We start from the raw sequence: 16,634 nt of genomic DNA, 5'->3' as shown, positions 1-16,634 counted from the left end.
TGCGCTTGTGGACAAAGGGCCAGGACCCGATTTGGCATGAAAGGGAAGGCTCAAAACGTGTAGCCCACCCGGGTTTCGTTGCCTTCAATCTCGTCGAGCAATACCATCAGCGGTCCGAGCTGGCGGTAGCGGGCACAGGTGGCGCGTGCGTAAGTAATGAAGCGTGGCGTGTCGGCCAGGTATTTCGGCTTGCCATCGCGCAGGGTCAGGCGCGCAAAAATGCCCAGAATCTTGAGGTGGCGCTGCAGCCCCATCCATTCCACCGCCCGGTAAAACTCGCCGAAATCGTCGCCGACCGGCAGGCCGGCCTTGCGCGCCTGCTCCCAGTAACGCACGGTGATCTCGAGCACAAAGTCTTCCGGCCAGCTGATGAAGGCGTCGCGCATCAGGCTGGCGATGTCGTAGGTGATGGGGCCGTAAACGGCATCCTGGAAGTCCAGTACGCCGAGCCGCGGCTCGCCGCTTTCCGGCACCATCAGGTTGCGCGGCATGAAGTCGCGGTGCACAAACACACGCGCGCCACCCAGTGCGTTCAGGTTGCTGTCCTTGATCTGCGCAAACAGGCCGTCGAGCTTGGCGCGCAGGGTACTGTCGATGGTGATGCCACGGTGTTTTTCCACATACCAGTCGGGAAACAGCGCCAGCTCACGCGACAGCAGGGCGTCATCGTAGGGCGGCAGCACATCCGGCTGCGAGGCCAGCTGCCAGCGGACCAGCGCGTCGATCGCTTGCCGGTAAAGGTCGTAGGCGCACTGGGCTAGGCGCGCCTCGGGCTGCTGCTCGATCACCTCGAGCATGGTCCGGGCACCCAGGTCGCTCAGCAGCATGAAGCCCTGGGCCCGGTCCCAGGCCAGCACGCGCGGCGCCTCCAGCCCGGCATCGGCCATCAGGCCGGCGACCTTGACAAATGGCGCGCAGTCCTCCTGCGCAGGCGGGGCGTCCATGATGATGCAGCTGCTGCCGTCGGCGGTGCGCACCCGGAAATAGCGGCGGAAACTGGCGTCGGCCGAGGCGGGATGCACGGTTTCGGGCAGCAGGCCGTGGGGGGCGGTCTGGGCCTGTAGCCAGGCGGAAAACGCGCTGGCGCGGGTGGCATCCGGCCAGACAAGGGGGGATTCGGTCATGCGGTCTTTCGGCCTGCCTCAAAGGGATACATCAAAAGATGGGAAAGGGTGGGGTGGGCATAGGATAATCGGCCCAGCTTTCACAAACGGGTTTATCTCATACTTCCGATGCATCGCGCATCCCGCTCGCGTTTTATTCATTCTCCGGTCGCCCATGCCGTCCTCAGCCTTGTGTCCTGCACCATGCTGGGCCTGGGGCATGGCGGGTCGGCTTACGCCCAAGGCCCAGCGACGGCTCCCGGGCAGGCGCAGGAACTGCCGGGGGTAAAAACCACGGATGGCGCACCGGTGCTGCTCCGAAGCTCGTCCATGCTGGCTGAACAGCCGCCGGGCGGCCCGGGCATCGAACTGCCGACCTTTGTGTTTGGCAACCGCGTGTCGGGCCGACCGGATCTCGAAACCGTGGTGGACGGGGAGGCTGAACTGCGCCGCGGCGGTTCGGCGATACGCGCCGACCGGATCGAGTACGACCAGCCGACCGACATCGTCAAGGCCCGGGGCAATGTGCGCGTCAACAGTTCGGGCAACCTGTACAACGGGCCGGAACTGGAAATCAAGCTTGACACCTTCGAGGGCTTTTTCCTGAGGCCGGACTACCGGTTTTTGCAGAACGACGGATATGGCTCGGCCACCCGCATCGATTTCCTGGACGACAAGCGTTTGGTGGCACAAAACGCCACCTTCACCACCTGCCAGCGCGGCGAGGGTCCGAGCTGGATGCCCGCGTGGATTGTCAACGCGACCACACTCAAGCTCGACAGGGAAGCAGACGTGGGCGAGGCCTCGGGCGGTGTCCTGCGTTTCATGAATGTGCCGATTCTGGCGGCGCCCACCTTCAGCTTCCCGCTCAGCGACAAGCGCAAGTCGGGCGTACTGCCGCCAACACTGGCGATCGACAGTCTCAGTGGCACGGCCGTGACCGTGCCCTACTATTTTGATATTGCGCCCAACCGTGATGCCACTTTCTCGCCAACCTTGATGAGCAAGCGCGGGGTGGACCTGGCCGGCGAGTTTCGTTATCTGGAGCCCGGCTACAAGGGGGAATTGCGCGCCAGCTTGCTGCCCAATGACCAGCTGCGCAACGCAAACCGGTGGTCCTACAACTACCTGCACAGCGGAAGTTTCAACTCGGGCATACCGGCTATCGGCGGTATAGGCATCAACCTCAATTTGAACCGGGTTAGCGACGATAACTACTGGCGCGATTTTTCAGGCTTTGGCAGTGCGGGCGCGAGCACCTTGTTGACCCAACGGCTGCTGCCCAGCGATGCCACCCTCAGCTGGGGGCGCGGCTATTTTTCGACCACGCTGCGCGCCCTCAAGTACCAGACGCTGCAGGATGTGACCTCGCCCATCGTGCCCCCTTATGACCGCATGCCGCAGCTCACCGCCGCGTACAACCGCTTCAATGTGCCGGTGGGCGGGCTGGCGGGGCTTGACTATTCCATCAGCACGGACTACACCCGTTTTGAGTCGGACCAACGGCTGACCGGGCAGCCCAATGCCAATCGCGCGTTTGCTCTGGCACAGATCAGCCGGCCGTGGATCCGGCCGGAGGGATACATCACGCCCAAGTTGATGCTCAACACCACGACTTACCAGTTTGATGGTCCGCTGGCCAATGGTTCACGCACGGCCTCCCGGACGGTGCCTACCTTCAGTCTGGACAGCGGCCTTACGTTTGAGCGCGACACCGGGTTTTTCGGACGAGCCTACACCCAGACGCTTGAGCCGCGCGCGTTTTATGTGCACACGCCCTATCGCGATCAGAGTTCTTTGCCCAACTACGACTCGGGTGCCAACGACTTCAATTTCGCGACGGTGTTCACCGAAAATGCGTTTGTTGGCAACGACCGCATCTCGGACTCCAACCTGCTGACGCTCGGCCTGACTTCGCGCCTGCTGGAGCCGGAGAGCGGCGCCGAGGCCTTGCGCGTGGGCGTGGCCCAGCGTCTGCGCTTCAAGGACCAGCGGGTCACCTTGCCCGGGGGCGTACCGGTGACGGATCGTTTCAGTGACTTGTTGTTCGGCGGCTCGGTGAATTTGACAAAGGCCTGGTCACTGGACAGCACCGTCCAGTACAACCCGAAGACCAGCATTTCCCAGCGTTCGACGGTGGGTGCCCGTTACAACCCTGGCAACTACCGCGTGATCAGTGCGGCCTACCGTCGTCAGCGCAATGTCAGTGAGCAGTTTGATGTGGGCTGGCAATGGCCGATCAATGATCTGTGGGGCGACAAGGGCAAGGACTTGGGTGCCGGGCGTGGCCAGGGCGCCGGGCGCTGGTACAGCGTCGGTCGGTTGAACTACAGTGTGCCCGACAAGAAATTCGTGGACATGGTGTTGGGCATTGAATACGACGGCTGCTGCTGGATCGGGCGGGTGGTTCTGGAGCGGACCCAGCTTGGCACCGCTCTGGCGGCCTCTTCATCCAAAGCCAACAATACGCGTATCCTGTTCCAGCTGGAGTTTGTCGGTTTCTCACGCATTGGTGCCAACCCGCTGAAAACCCTCAAAGCCAACATCCCGCGTTACCAATACCTGCGTGAGCAGGGCACGACACCCAGCCGCTTTACCAACTATGACTAAATCCAGCTTTTTCCCTCGTCCTGGCTTTCGCTGCGCCGCCGCGCTCGCGCTGGTGCTGGGCTTGCCCGCCCTTTCCGCGCAGGCCCAGGTCCTGAGGCCGCCCGGCCAGTTGCGGGTGCCGGGTCTGGGAACCCTGGGTGCGGGAGCTGGTGTACAGCGGCAGGCCGACTACATCGTGGCGGTGGTCAACTCCGAGCCGATCACCAACAACGAGGTGCGCGCGCGCATGCTGCGCACCGAGCAGCAGATGGCCCAGCAGGGCACGGCGCTGCCGCCCAAAAACGAGCTGGCACGGCTGCTGCTCGAACGCATCATCGTGGAGCGCACACAGCTGCAGCTGGCCAGGGAGTTGGGGGTGCAGGTCAGCGAAGCCATGGTGGACGAGGCGGTGCTCAATGTCGCCCGGCAAAACCAGCTGTCCGTCGAGGAGCTGCGTCAGCGCGTGACCGCCCAGGGGCTGGCTTTCGCCCAGTTTCGTAACGACCTGCGCAATGAAATCCTGCTGACCCGGGTCCGGGAACGCGAACTCGAGTCCCAGGCCAAGGTCAGCGACCAGGAAGTGGAGCAGTTCATTCGCGAGCAGGAGGCCGGTGCTGATCCCGCCGTGCAGGAGCTCAACCTCGCGCAGATCCTGGTGGTCGTTCCCGAAAACGCCACCCCGGCCCAGGTCGCCAGTCTGCAGGCCAGGGCACAGCTGGCGGCAGAGCGTGCGCGCAGCGGGACGGACTTTACCGCGCTGGTGAGCGAGTTTTCCACGGCGCCAGGGCGCAGCGCCGACGGTCAGATGGGCTTGCGCCCGGCCGACCGCTACCCGGAGCTTTTTGTCGAGACGACGAAAAGTGTACCGGTCGGAGGGATCGCCGGGCCGGTGCGCAGCGGTGCCGGTTTCCACGTGCTCAAGGTGCTGGAGCGAAAACGCGCCGGCATGCCGGGCGCCACGGTGGTGGAGACACGCGCCCGTCATATCCTGCTGCGCCCCACGGCCCAGCTCGGCGAGGCGGCCGCCGTCGCGCGGCTGGCCGATTTCCAGAAGCGCATCGCGGCCGGACAGGCCGATTTTGCCGCGCTGGCCCGCGAGAACAGCCAGGACGCCTCGGCCAAGGACGGCGGTGACCTGGGCTGGGCCGGTCCCGGCCAGTTTGTGCCCGAGTTCGAGGAGCGCATGAACAGCCTCGCGCCCGGCCAGGTCGGGGATCCCGTCGTGTCGCGTTTCGGCGTTCACCTGATCCAGGTGCTGGAGCGGCGCAACACCAAGCTGTCGCCGCGCGAGCAGCGTGAAATGGTGCGTGCATCGTTGCGCGAGAAAAAGTTCGAGGAGGCCTACAGTGCCTGGGCGCAGGAAGTGCGCGGCCGTGCCTATGTGGAATACCGGGACCCGCCGCAGTGATGAGGCACCCACCGTCGCGCACTGCGTGTCGCTCCCTGCGCCTTGCAGGCCGCCGCTTGCCAGAGGCCTCGCTTCTGATGCCTGTCCAAACCTGCTCAAGCAGGTCTGGAGCCGCAGACATCAGCCCCGAGGGGGCGGCTGCGTCTGCGGACCTGCAAAGCCGGACTCGCGGCCCCGGCTTGCGTCAGAAACCCTCACGTTCAACAGCCATCTGGGCTGACGAGCGGCTCGGGTCTGGTCCCCACGCAGGGCAATGAAACATATTGCCCGCAAGCGCTTCGGGCAGCATTTCCTGACCGACCGCGCCATCATCGAAGACATCGTGCAGGCGATTGCTCCTCTGCCTGGCCAGGCCATGGTGGAAATCGGCCCCGGTCTGGCGGCCCTGACCCAACCCCTGGCCGAACGTCTCGGACACTTGACGGTGATCGAGCTGGACCGTGATCTGGCCCGGCAGCTGCGCGCGCACCCCCAACTGACGGTGGTCGAATCCGATGTGCTCCGGGTGGATTTCAGGCAGCTGGCCCGGCAGGTGCAGGTCGACGCCTCAGTCCGCGCGGGCACCGCGACCGAAGCGGCAGGAGGAGAAAGCGGCAAGCTCAGGGTGGTGGGCAACCTGCCCTACAACATTTCCACACCCATCCTGTTCCACCTGCTCGACGCGGTGGAAGTCATTGAAGACCAGCATTTCATGCTGCAAAAAGAGGTGATCGACCGCATGGTGGCCCGCCCCGCGACCAGCGACTACGGCCGGCTCAGCGTGATGCTGCAGTGGCGATATGCGATGGAGAACGTGCTGTTTGTGCCGCCGCAGAGTTTTGACCCGCCGCCGCGCGTGGACAGCGCGGTGGTTCGCATGGTGCCCCGGGCTGCGCCGGAGAAGGTGGATGTCAAGCTGCTGAGCGAGGTCGTGCGTGTGGCCTTCAGCCAGCGCCGCAAGCTGCTGCGCCACTCGCTGGGCCAGTGGCTCGAGCAGCGGCTCCACAGCCCGCCTTTCAATGTGCAGCGCCGCGCCGAGGAGGTGCCGGTGGCTGAATATGTGGCGCTGGCCCAGGCGCTGGAAAACGGGCCGGCTGCCTGAGCCCTTGGTCGGGCGTCATTTTTGCTATCGAATTGGTAGCTAATAACGGCCCTCCATTAGGCGTTGACAGCCCTTTTTGGCATCAGTACGACGGCGGTTCGCCATGAAAAAAGCCCGTCGAACAACGGGCTTTTTTTGCGTGCTTGCAAGAATGTATCAGGCAGCGGCCAACCAGTATCCCGCGTTGAACGGGCTGCTCATGCGCAGCGCCAGTGGCGACACGTCGAGCAGTTTGTCGGTTGGCATCGGCTCTTCGCCGTCTGCGCTGTTTGCTTGCTGGGCCTCATTCGCCCGATCCCCTTGGCCAATGTCTGGGGAGCGGGCTACAGAAAAGAATAGAAACATCTGAACGGGATTTTTCGATCCGCCCAGTAGTCCGCAGCATCCCTGAAGATATCCAACAGCTGCTCGCGTGCTTCCTTGTCAAATTTTGCATTCGCAGGGATTTGCTCCAGCAGGACAATGAAGCCGGGCTGCGGGCCGGACTTGTGAACCAGGTCCGTCATGCAGTCGTACAGCGCATCAAAGTTTTTGCCAAAATGCGCCGGGAAGGTGTACTGTGCCGCGATCATGTCCAGCACATCCTGCTTGCTCTGGGCGTTGCCCAGGTTGGCATAGAGGAAATGGTGGCCAAGCTGGGTGGCGGCATCTTGCAGGTCCTGCACGCGGAAGGCGCGTATGGACTGCACGATATTGGGTCTCACAGTACGAAGTGGTGTTTCCATCTCCGCGTCTCTTTCTTAAGTCAATAATTCAAAGTTGACGATCACTGTTGAACCTTATTGAGCGATTCTGCGAAAACTCGCGTAGTGATCATCGGTGTAATAACAAGCATCGGGCGTGGTAGGTACAAAACCACCACAAACGATGCGCCGGGCGCCCCGACTGCGCTCACCTGGGGTTCTGACGGTGTATTCACGGTAGTAGCCGCGATTTTTGGCGGGAAGTATTCTTTCCCGATTGCCAAACACCGAACCGTCCTTGTCGTACCTGAACGGGCCCCCCTGGTAAATCAAGCGGACCATGTGGCGTCCCTGCTCCGGCAGCGCCGCGACTGAAATCGTGCTGACTTCTGCCGCGGGGACGGGCCCTTTGGCCTCTACCCCGGACGGGCTGAACCCCGTGCTCAAAGCAGCCAGAACGACTGCTGCGGCTAGCCGCCAACCGGCCCCACTTTTTCGCAACATGGAAAAATCCGTCTTTCTTGAACCAGAGCCAACCGCTAATTGCTGAGCAGTTGCCGGGTTAACCCTTAAATTTCAAGAGGTAGAGTTTGACGCATCCCAAAGAAAAACGCAAGGGCCTGCCCAAAATTCAGGCAGTCTGTTTCTGATTCAGGGCGTCTATAAGTTAGTGCTAGCTGTCTAAAAAGGGCTTATCGGGAAGCGTTGGCGTCTGCCACGGTCAAGGCTGTCATGTTGACAATCCGGCGCACCGTGGTGCTGGCGGTCAGGATGTGCATGGGCTTGGCGGCACCCAGCAGGACCGGGCCGATGGCGATGTTGCCACCCGCTGCCGTCTTGAGCAGGTTGTAGGCAATGTTAGCCGCATCGATGTTGGGCAGGACCAGCAAATTGGCCTCGCCGGACAGGGTGCTGTTGGGCATGACCGCGGTGCGCGCCGCAGGGTCCAGCGCCACATCGCCGTGCATTTCACCGTCTACTTCCAGCCACGGGGCTTCGTCGCGCAGCAATTGAAGGGTGTGGCGCATTTTCAGGGCGCTCGGAAGATTGGAGGAACCAAAATTCGAGTGTGACAGCAGCGCGGCCTTGGGCTTGATGCCAAAACGCATCATTTCCTCAGCAGCCATGGTCGTGATCTCGGCCAGTTGCTCGGCCGTGGGGTCGTAGTTCACATGGGTGTCGACCAGAAACACCTGGCGGTCCGGCAGCATCAGGCCGTTCATGCAGGCGTAGGTGCAGACGCCCGGGCGCTTACCGATCACCTGGTCCAGGTAGTTTAGGTGGTGAGCGGTGGTGCCCCAGGTGCCGCAGATCAGGCCGTCCACATCGCCCTTGTGCAGCAGCATGCCGGCAATCAGCGTCAGGCGGCGGCGCATCTCGATCTTGGCCATCTGCACGGTCACGCCTTGGCGCTCCATGAGGCGATGGTAGGTCTGCCAGAAGTCGCGGTAACGGTGATCCTGCTCGACGTTGACCACGTCGTAGTCAAGCTCTTCCCTCAGCCGCAGGCCGAATTTTTCGATGCGCTGGGCAATGATGGCGGGCCGGCCGATCAACGTCGGCCGGGCCAGGCCCTCGTCCACCACGATCTGGCAGGCCCGCAGCACGCGTTCTTCCTCGCCCTCGGCGTAGGCTACGCGTTTTTTGACGGCCTTCTTGGCGGCCGCAAAAATCGGTTTCATGGTCGTGCCCGACGCGTAGACAAAGCTCTGCAGCTTCTCGCGATAAGCGTCCATGTCGGTGATCGGTCGCAGCGCCACACCGCTGTCGGCCGCCGCCTGCGCCACAGCCGGCGCGATCTTCATCATCAGGCGCGGGTCAAACGGCTTGGGAATCAGGTACTCCGGCCCGAACGCAAGCTGCTCGCCGGTGTAGGCAGCGGCTACCACCTCGCTCTGCTCGGCCTGCGCCAGCTCGGCAATGGCATGCACCGCGGCAATTTCCATCTCGACCGTGATGGTGGAGGCGCCGGCGTCCAGCGCGCCGCGGAAAATGTAGGGGAAACACAGGACGTTGTTGACCTGGTTCGGGTAGTCGGTGCGGCCGGTGGCCATGATGGCGTCATCACGTACCGACTTGACATCTTCGGGCGTGATTTCAGGGTTGGGATTGGCCAGCGCAAAAATGATGGGCCTGGCGGCCATCTTGCTGACCATGTCCTTCTTGAGCACGCCGCCCGCCGACAGGCCCAGGAAAATGTCCGCACCTTCGATGATCTCACCCAGAGTCCGCGCCGAGGTCTTCTGCGCAAACTGGATCTTGTCTTCGTCCATCAGCTCGGTGCGTCCTTCGTAGACCACGCCGGCCAGATCCGTCACGAAAATGTTGCTGCGAGGAATGCCCAGCTTGAGCAGCAGTCCCAGGCAGGCGAGCGCCGCGGCGCCCGCGCCCGAGGTCACCAGTTTGACCTGCGTCGGCAGCTTGCCGACCACCTTCAGGGCGTTCAGGATGGCGGCGCCAACCGTGATGGCCGTGCCATGCTGGTCATCATGAAACACCGGGATTTTCATCCGCTTGCGCAGTTCGCGCTCGATGTAGAAACAGTCCGGCGCCTTGATGTCTTCGAGATTGATGGCGCCGAAGGTGGGCTCCAGCGAGGCAATGATGTCGACCAGCTTCGCCGGGTCTTTTTCGTCGATCTCAATATCGAAGACGTCAATGCCCGCGAACTTCTTGAACAGCACGCCCTTGCCTTCCATCACCGGCTTGGAGGCCAGCGGGCCGATGTCACCGAGGCCCAGCACGGCTGTCCCGTTGGTCACCACCGCCACCAGGTTGCCGCGGCTGGTGTATTTGAAGGCCGCATTCGGGTCCTTGACGATTTCTTCGCACGGGGCAGCGACGCCGGGGGAGTAGGCGAGCGCCAGATCGCGCTGGTTGACCAGCTGCTTGGTGGCTGCAATCGCGATCTTGCCGGGGGTCGGAAACTCGTGGTATTCCAGTGCGGCACGGCGCAGCTCGTCGCGTTTTTCCTGGCTGTCGGGGGTGGCTGGCACGGCGGGCATGAAGTTGTCTCCTGAGCGGCGGCCCCGGCAGGGCCGTCAATTTTTTGTAAGGTCTGCGATTGTAGGGCGTCCAAGGGGAAAACCCTAGTACGTGGATCTACGCAAACCAGTGCAGCGCTTTTGACTTTTTCACAAAGATCAGAGGCGCATCGGGGGCACTTGTTCGGGGGCAGCGCCTGTTGCCGGCTCTTACGTGCTGTACGGTGAACGATCACCGTTGTCGGCCACTGTTTGCGGCAATACCCGCTGTGACCGCAGCCGAGCGGGCGGCGCGCTTGGGATGCAGACCGACGCGGGCGGCCGATAGTACAGATTGCGGGAATTCAGGCGCTGGCGCCCATCGCAGACGGTGTTGCGGCGGCCCGGCCGCCCCAGTGCTGCCAGGCCTTTTCGTGGAAGAAAAAGGCGATGGCCTGAATCGCTGGCTCGAGCAGGCTCAGCGTGAGGGACAGCAGCAGGTTGCCGGTCACGGCATACGCCACCCCGGCGGCCACCGTGACGTGAACCACGTAGTAACTGGCTGTTTTTTTCAATGTGGGCAAATTGGCACGTACAAGCTTGGCCATCTTCAGACTCCTTGGGCTCTGGTGGAGGAAATGTCAGTTTTTCAGTTCGGATTAATCGATAGCTGAAAATTATTGAAGTTCTAGCCACTATATGTATTGACTATCTAGCTGGCCAATTGAGATTGGCTACCGCAAGGATAGAAGTTATCGCCAGCGTGGTCTTTCGCTTCCAGGTCAGGTCGCTTTCTGCGCCTTGACTTGAGAAAAATCCCCCAGTTTTGTTTGGTGGTTACGACATATGTAAGTCGTTTCCATCAACAGGCCCGCGTGACTGTTGACGAAAGGCCCAATAAGTGCTTAATACGATTTGTTGCCTTGTGTAAATATTTTTAACAATCAAATTTTCTTTGAAGCGTCACTGCCTGCGGCCTCGTTTTTTGCTGGTTTCCTGTCTGGTGCTTTCGGCCCCGGGCGGCTCGTCTGTTTTCGCCCAGACAGTCCGCCGGCCGGACGCCGGTACCCTGCAGGAGCCGCAACGCCAGATTCCCCTGCTGCCGAAGCCGGGCGCGCCGCCGATCAGCCTGCCTGCCGGAAAACCGGTCCTGCCGGTTCAGGCCGCGGTGTCCATCACGCCGGCCGGGTTCCGCTTCGAAGGCAACAGCCTCTTTGACCAGGAAACCCTGGCGGCCCTGCTGGCGGATCGCGTCAGCCGGACGACCGACCTGGCAGGACTGACCGAAGCCGCAGCCCTTGTCAGCCGGTATTACCGGGCGCAGGGTTACCTTCTGACGGAAGCCTATCTGCCCGAGCAAGCCTTCCAGGCGGTCGGCGGGACAGTCACCATTGCCGTGATCGAGGCGCGCATCGGCAGGGTCCTTGTTCAGTTCGAGGGCGACAACGGGTCGGCGTCCTACGCCCGACGCGTGGTGGGCGCCAATCTGCAACCCGGGGCGTTGATCAGCGAATACCTGCTGGACAAGCCTGTGCTGCTTCTGCGGGACCTGGCCGGCGTGGAAGCCAGCGCCACCGTCGAGCCGGGCCAGCGACCCGGGCAGGCCGACGTGACCGTGACGATTCGGGCGCGGGGTCCGCAGGTGGATGGCTCGGTAGCAGTGGACAACTTCGGCGCACGCGCGGCCGGGCCCCTGCATGTGTCGGCCAACCTCAATGTCAGCAACCTGCTGGGGCGCGGCGATGTGTTCAGTGCGCGCGTCCAGACCAGCAACGCGACACGCAGCAATTTGTACCGCCTGGCGTACGCGGTTCCCGTCGATGCCGCCGGAACCCGGCTCGCGGTCAGTGCCGCCCGGACCGACTACGCCCTGGGCGAACAATTTGCAGCGCTGGGGGCCACCGGCAAGGCGGACATCCTGGGCGTTTCCCTGACCCGGCCGCTGATCCGTTCGCGCGACAACAACCTGTATGGCCTGTTCAGCCTGGAACACAAGAAATTCAGCGACCAGATCGCCACTCCGGCCAACGACAGTGAGCGCCGCATTGCATCGGCGCGCATCGGCTTGCTGGGCAATTTCTCCGATGACGTGGTCGGAGCCGGCGGCTCCAGCAGTTACGCCCTGACCGGGACGCTGGGACGCACCCGGCTGGATGCGATCAGCCTCGGTTTCGACCAGGGCCCCGGCGGGCTGCGCACCGCAGGCGGCTTCGGCAAGCTCAACCTCGAATTCCAGCGCACCCAGCTGTTCGGCAGCGCGTCCAGTGTGTTGTTGGGCTTTCAGACCCAGCTGGCCTCCCGAAACCTTGCCTCCGCCGAAAAAATGGCGCTGGGCGGCCCCAACGGGGTGAGGGGCTACCCGGTGGGCGAAGGCATCGGGGACGCCGGGCTGCTGCTCAATCTCGAGTACCGTTATCAGTTGCCGGCGCCCGTCACGCTGGCCGGCGAGCCGGTGAGCCTGGCGGCCTTTTATGACTACGGAACGGTCCGGTTCAACCAGGATGATTCTGCGGTACCCGGCGTCACCAACCGGATCGCCCTGGGCTCCGTGGGCATAGGCGCGCTGGCCGGGCGAGTCAACAATTTCCTGATCACCACCTACCTGGCTTGGCGCACGACCCGGTCCACGCCTTCCACCGGCGATCCGGATCGTTCCCCGCGCGCCTGGGTGTCCGCCCAGAAGTGGTTCTGAGCTGCGGCGCAAGAAAACAGCCATGACCCATCCATCCGCAAAACACGGCGCCTACCGCCCCTGGGCGGTTCGCACGGTGGTGGTTCGCCTGTCACGCAAGCTCACCGCCACGTATCGCCTGCGCAGCGGCCGTGTCTTGTCGCGCCTGCTGGCAGCCATGCTGGCGGGCTTTTCAACGCTGGCGACGGCCTTGCCCGAGGGCGCCAGCCTCGTGGCCGGCCAGGCAAACATCAGCACACCCAACGCCAATGCCATGGTGGTCACCCAGGGCAGCGACAAAGCCATCCTGAACTGGCAGAGCTTCAATATCGGCACGGGGCAGTCCATGCAGTTTGTGCAGCCTGGTGCGGCCTCGGTCGCGCTGAACCGGGTGGTGGGCGCTGCGCCCTCTTCCATTTATGGCTCGCTCAGCGCCAATGGTCAGGTGTTCTTGATCAACCCCGCCGGTGTCATGTTTGCGCCCGGTGCGCAGGTCCATGTGGGCGGCCTGGTCGCGTCGACCCTGGCCCTCAGCAACGAAGACTTCATGGCCGGCCGCTACACCTTCAGCAGCAGCGGCAACGCCGGGATCGTGACCAACGGCGGAAACATCCGGGCCGCGCGCGGCGGCTACGTGTTGCTGGCTGCACCGGGTGTGAGCAATACCGGCGCCATCCAGGCGGACGGCGGCGCGGTCGGGCTGGTGGCGGGGTCGCGTGTTTCGATAGATACCTCGGGCGTGGGTCTGGTGAGCTTCTCGGTGGATGCGGCTGCGGCCAATGCGGTGGCCTCCAACAGTGGCGTGATTACTGCAAACGGAGGCCAGGTGGCGGTGCTGGCCAGCGCGCTGGGTGATGCGATGGCCACGGTGGTCAACCAGACGGGTGTGATCCGCGCTACGTCCGCGACCGAGCGCAACGGCATGATTGTGCTCAGTGGCGGACGCAGCGGCGTGGTACATGTGGCGGGCACACTCGACGCCAGCGGCGTTGCAACCGGCCAGACCGGGGGCACGGTGCAGGTGCTGGGCGACAAGGTGGTGCTTGCGACGGGGGCGGCCATTGACGTTTCGGGGAACTCGGGGGGCGGCACGGCGCTGGTCGGTGGCGACTACCAGGGGACCAACGCGTCGGTACAAAACGCTTCCTACACCCATATGGCCGCGGGTAGCCAGATCCGGGCCGATGCGTTAGAGAGCGGAAATGGCGGGAAAGTTGTCCTGTGGGCCAATGAGGCAACGGTTTTTGAGGGCGCCATCACGGCCCGTGGCGGAAGCCTCAGCGGTAACGGCGGCCTGGTGGAAACCTCAGGCAAGGAGTTTTTGCGCGCCACGGGCAGCGTCGATGCGTCGGGCGTGCAAGGCACCGGTGGCGTCTGGCTTCTGGACCCGCGCAACGTCAGTATTGTCAACGGCGCTTCCAGCGGCGGCACGTTTGTCAGCCCGACCTACACCCCGACCGCAGATAACGCGATTGCTGACAGAAACCAGCTGGAGGCGGCGCTCAACGGCGGTACCAGTGTGAACGTGGTGACCGGCGGTACCGGTACCCAGGCCGGCAACATCACGGTCGTTGACTCCATCACGAAATCGTCAGGCGCGGCCGCCACTTTGACCTTGACGGCCGCCGGGAGCATGTTTGTCAACAATGCGATTTCCAGTACCAGCAATGCGCTCAATGTGAACCTCAGCGCAAGTGCTGCAACCACTTTCGGCGCGTCGGGCAGCCTGGTGACGAATGGTGGCAACGTCGCCATCACCGGGACGGGTGCCAAAACCCTCGGAAGCATCGATACCACCGGGGGCACTGGGACTGGAAACCTCTCGGTGGGCAGTAGCGGCGCGGTCAGTCAACTGGGGGCGACTTCGCTGGCAATAAAGGGCACGACGGGTATCACTGCTGGCGCTACCAACAACGTGACACTGAACAACGCTGGCAACGATTTCGCCGGTGCTGTCTCGGTCACCACGGGCTTGAACGTTGGCATCACCGATGCCAACGCCCTGATTTTGGGCACATCGACTGTATCGGGGACCCTGGGTATCAACACGAGCGGGGCAATCACTCAGACAGGGGCGCTGGCCGTGACAGGTGCGGCCACCCTGGCAGCGGGTGCGGGCAACGACATCACATTGACCAATGCTGCCAACAACTTTGCCTCTGTGGGCATCACGTCCGGCAACAACGCGGCGCTGACCGACAGCAATGCGATCGTACTGAATGGCTCGACGTTGGCGACTTCCCTGACAGTTCGGGCGGGAGGGGCCATCACACAAAGCGCGGCCATCACTGCGCCCACGCTCAATGCCACAACCCTGATCAATGCGGGTGCGGCAATAACGCTGACCAATGCGGGCAATGAGGTGGATACGGTGAACCTGAGGGCCAGGAACCTGGCCGATTCTGCCAACGTCGCAGGCGCCACCGCTTATACCGACGCGAGCGCGATCGGCGTGGCTGCGGCGCAGTCCTTGTCAACGGTAACGCTGCTCGCAGGCGGTGCGATCAGCCAGACAGGCGCAATCGTGGCCAGCACGCTGACTGCAACCACGGCCAATGCGGCCGGCGCTGCGATCACGCTGACGAACGCGGGCAACAATGCGGCGACGGTCAACCTGCAGGCAAGAGATGGGACCGCCGCGGCGCCTGGCGCGGCCAACGCCAACGCGGCAATTCAATATACGGACAGCAACGCAGTAGCGGTCTCGGGCATCAACAGCGGCACGGGCGCGGGCGGCGACGTGACGCTGCTCGCAGGCGGCGCCATCACGCAGACGGGCGCGATCAAGGCGAACACGCTGACAGCAACCACGGCCAATGCCACTGCAGGAACTGGTCTGATCACGCTAACCAATGCGGGCAACACGGCTTCCACGGTCAATCTGCAGGCGCGTGCCGGGACAGTGGCTGCGGTTGGTGCGGCCAACGTGGCCTCGACCATTCAATACACGGGCGCTGGTGCGCTAGGGATCTCGGGGATCAACAGTGGCACGGGCGCTGGAGGGAACGTCACGCTGATTGCCGGTGGTCCGATCACACAAAGCGGGGCGATCAAGGCCGGCATACTGACAGCGACGACGGCCGATGCGGCGGGTTCTGCGATCACGCTGACCGATACGGCCAACGACGCCGTCACAGTGAATCTGCAGGCGCGCACTGGCACGGCGGCAGCACCAGGCCTGGCCAACGCCAGCGCCGCCATCCAATATACCGACAGCAACGTCGTAGCGGTGTCGGGCATCAACAACGGCACCGGGGTGGGTGGCGACGTCACGCTGATTGCCGGCGGCGCCATCACGCAGAGTGGCGCCATCAAGGCTGGAACGCTGTCCGCCAAGACGCTGAATGACACGCCGGCAGCCATCACCCTGGCAAACGCCGGCAACGATGCGGCAAGTATCATTTTGCAGACACGCAACAGCGCCGACAGTGATCGCACTGCTGCGGCCATTTCCTACACCGATGCCAACGCGGTAGTCGTTGGCGGCATCAATGCTGGCACCGGCAGCGCCGCGACGGGCAACCTGGCACTCGTGGCTGCCGGCGCCATCACCCAGACCGGCGCGGTGATTGTGGGCGGCACGACGGGTATCACCGCAGGCGCTACCAACGATGTGACGCTGAGCAATGCCGCAAATGACTTCACGGGCGCTGTCTCTATCGTCAGCGGACGTCACGTCAACATCAACGACGCAAACGCCCTGGTGCTGGGCACGATTACCACGACGGGAGCTGCAAGTTCAGACGGTGGAAATGTGCAGATCACTGCGGGCGGATCTGTGACGACGGGCACGATCACCACGACGGGCGGCACGGCCGGCACGAACAGCGTTGGCCGCAACGCGGGCTCGGTGAATATCACCGCCGGCGGAGCTCTGAGCGTCGGTGCCATCAGCGCCGGCGGAAGCGCTGGCAACGGAGCGAACCAGACGGGCGGAGGAGGCGGAGCTGTGACGCTGACCTCTACGGGAGGCAACGTGTCGGCGGTGGCGATCACCACGACGGGCGGGAACGGCGTTGCAGGGGTGGCTTCGGGCGGCAATGCCGGGACCATCACACTCGAAGCAGCAGGAGGCACGCCCACCATCACGCTGGCCGGCAACCTCAGCGCAGTCGGCGGCGCACAGTTCGGGGGAG

10 protein-coding genes are annotated in these 16,634 nt (G+C 63.4%); 5 read left to right on the top strand and 5 right to left on the bottom strand.

Annotated elements, in window-relative coordinates; translation table 11 throughout:
• Positions 1-50 precede the first annotated feature (50 nt).
• On the bottom strand, positions 51-1,124 hold the full coding sequence (locus AAG813_RS18075) for a phosphotransferase (RefSeq protein WP_341917285.1): 1,074 nt from the start codon (positions 1,122-1,124) through the stop codon (positions 51-53).
• Between the two features lie 108 nt (positions 1,125-1,232).
• On the opposite strand from AAG813_RS18075, the gene AAG813_RS18070 reads away from it, so the two are divergent.
• From AAG813_RS18070 to rsmA, 3 genes are all read left to right on the top strand, one after another.
• A complete protein-coding gene (locus AAG813_RS18070; RefSeq protein ID WP_341917284.1) occupies positions 1,233-3,713 on the top strand; it encodes an LPS-assembly protein LptD in 2,481 nt (826 codons plus the stop codon).
• Entirely contained in the window at positions 3,706-5,100 is a 1,395-nt protein-coding gene (locus AAG813_RS18065) for a peptidylprolyl isomerase (protein ID WP_341917282.1), read from the top strand. The genes AAG813_RS18070 and AAG813_RS18065 overlap by 8 nt, the downstream gene beginning before the upstream one ends.
• 253 nt (positions 5,101-5,353) lie before the next feature.
• Complete coding sequence (rsmA, locus tag AAG813_RS18060) at positions 5,354-6,181, top strand: 16S rRNA (adenine(1518)-N(6)/adenine(1519)-N(6))-dimethyltransferase RsmA (protein WP_341917280.1); 828 nt, start codon at positions 5,354-5,356, stop codon at positions 6,179-6,181.
• Positions 6,182-6,504: 323 nt separating this feature from the next.
• Here the strand turns inward: rsmA and AAG813_RS18055 are convergent, their stop codons facing one another.
• The 4 genes from AAG813_RS18055 to AAG813_RS18040 all read right to left on the bottom strand — a co-directional run bounded on the left by AAG813_RS18055 (position 6,505) and on the right by AAG813_RS18040 (position 10,435).
• On the bottom strand, positions 6,505-6,906 hold the full coding sequence (locus AAG813_RS18055; RefSeq protein ID WP_096696873.1) for a barstar family protein: 402 nt from the start codon (positions 6,904-6,906) through the stop codon (positions 6,505-6,507).
• 54 nt (positions 6,907-6,960) lie between these two features.
• On the bottom strand, positions 6,961-7,368 hold the full coding sequence (locus AAG813_RS18050) for a ribonuclease domain-containing protein (RefSeq protein ID WP_341917278.1): 408 nt from the start codon (positions 7,366-7,368) through the stop codon (positions 6,961-6,963).
• Positions 7,369-7,556: 188 nt separating this feature from the next.
• Positions 7,557-9,869 (bottom strand): NADP-dependent malic enzyme, encoded by a 2,313-nt coding sequence (locus tag AAG813_RS18045; protein ID WP_341917277.1) that lies wholly within the window; start codon positions 9,867-9,869, stop codon positions 7,557-7,559.
• 323 nt (positions 9,870-10,192) lie between these two features.
• A complete protein-coding gene (locus tag AAG813_RS18040) occupies positions 10,193-10,435 on the bottom strand; it encodes a DUF2061 domain-containing protein (protein WP_341917275.1) in 243 nt (80 codons plus the stop codon).
• A 395-nt stretch (positions 10,436-10,830) separates the two neighbouring features.
• On the opposite strand from AAG813_RS18040, the gene AAG813_RS18035 reads away from it, so the two are divergent.
• Positions 10,831-12,519: a ShlB/FhaC/HecB family hemolysin secretion/activation protein gene (locus AAG813_RS18035; protein WP_341917274.1), complete on the top strand. Its 1,689-nt coding sequence runs from the start codon at positions 10,831-10,833 to the stop codon at positions 12,517-12,519.
• 22 nt (positions 12,520-12,541) lie between these two features.
• A partial coding sequence (locus AAG813_RS18030; protein WP_341917272.1) for a filamentous hemagglutinin N-terminal domain-containing protein occupies positions 12,542-16,634 on the top strand: 4,093 nt, incomplete at its 3' end.

The sequence above is a fragment of the Polaromonas sp. YR568 genome (genome assembly GCF_943371715.1).
In the GTDB taxonomy this organism is placed as follows: Bacteria; Pseudomonadota; Gammaproteobacteria; order Burkholderiales; family Burkholderiaceae_C; genus Polaromonas.
Note: the sequence above shows the minus strand (reverse complement) of the source record. Positions and strands in the feature narration are given on the sequence as shown.

Coding starts and splice junctions, on each gene's coding strand:
- AAG813_RS18070 (WP_341917284.1), top strand. CDS start 1,233: ATGCATCGCGCATCCCGCTCGCGTTTTATTCATTCTCCGGTCGCCCAT.
- AAG813_RS18055 (WP_096696873.1), bottom strand. CDS start 6,906: ATGGAAACACCACTTCGTACTGTGAGACCCAATATCGTGCAGTCCATA.
- AAG813_RS18050 (WP_341917278.1), bottom strand. CDS start 7,368: ATGTTGCGAAAAAGTGGGGCCGGTTGGCGGCTAGCCGCAGCAGTCGTT.
- rsmA (WP_341917280.1), top strand. CDS start 5,354: ATGAAACATATTGCCCGCAAGCGCTTCGGGCAGCATTTCCTGACCGAC.
- AAG813_RS18040 (WP_341917275.1), bottom strand. CDS start 10,435: ATGGCCAAGCTTGTACGTGCCAATTTGCCCACATTGAAAAAAACAGCC.
- AAG813_RS18045 (WP_341917277.1), bottom strand. CDS start 9,869: ATGCCCGCCGTGCCAGCCACCCCCGACAGCCAGGAAAAACGCGACGAG.
- AAG813_RS18075 (WP_341917285.1), bottom strand. CDS start 1,124: ATGACCGAATCCCCCCTTGTCTGGCCGGATGCCACCCGCGCCAGCGCG.
- AAG813_RS18065 (WP_341917282.1), top strand. CDS start 3,706: ATGACTAAATCCAGCTTTTTCCCTCGTCCTGGCTTTCGCTGCGCCGCC.